The sequence below is a fragment of the Dellaglioa sp. CoH-56-MRSF-11 genome, assembly GCF_056782135.1.
Map to the genome: position 1 here is coordinate 1 of NZ_JBXAYE010000029.1, position 450 is coordinate 450.

At 51.1% G+C, this 450-nt stretch carries 1 protein-coding gene; it reads right to left on the bottom strand.

Annotated elements, in window-relative coordinates; translation table 11 throughout:
* Window positions 1–219: 219 nt before the first annotated feature.
* A partial coding sequence (locus AC1RPT_RS07665; protein WP_481762964.1) for a hypothetical protein occupies window positions 220–450 on the bottom strand: 231 nt, incomplete at its 5' end.

The window sequence follows — 450 nt, forward strand, 5'->3', positions numbered from 1 at the left end:
TCCGCAAACGGCGTGAACATGGTTTGAACCGGTGCCATTATCAGGTCTACTGAAGCTGCTACTTGAGGCGACACAAATTGATTATTGCTGCGGATCAGGACCGATGAGTCAACGTCGATCACTTGTTGTACCCCGTTTATGGGTACCAGATATAGTCTAATGTACTGTGCCACTGGGCTCTCCTAAAACTGGGATCAGACAAATCCCATCCATATTAAATTAGGAGTTCAGACTATACGATTTCAGCACGTAGTTCAACTCAAACTGCTCAAGATTGAATTCTTGCGCCGCCGCCTCTACACCAACAGTGCGTGCCGCCTGAACCGCGTTGCGCAGGCGCAGTGCATCGTCGCTTTCCATCAGTGTAAGCAAATCAGCCAACTTCGAATTACCCCTGTAGGCACGGCGCAGCGCCAGAAGGCTGATGCCACCAGCCAGATACGCCACCGC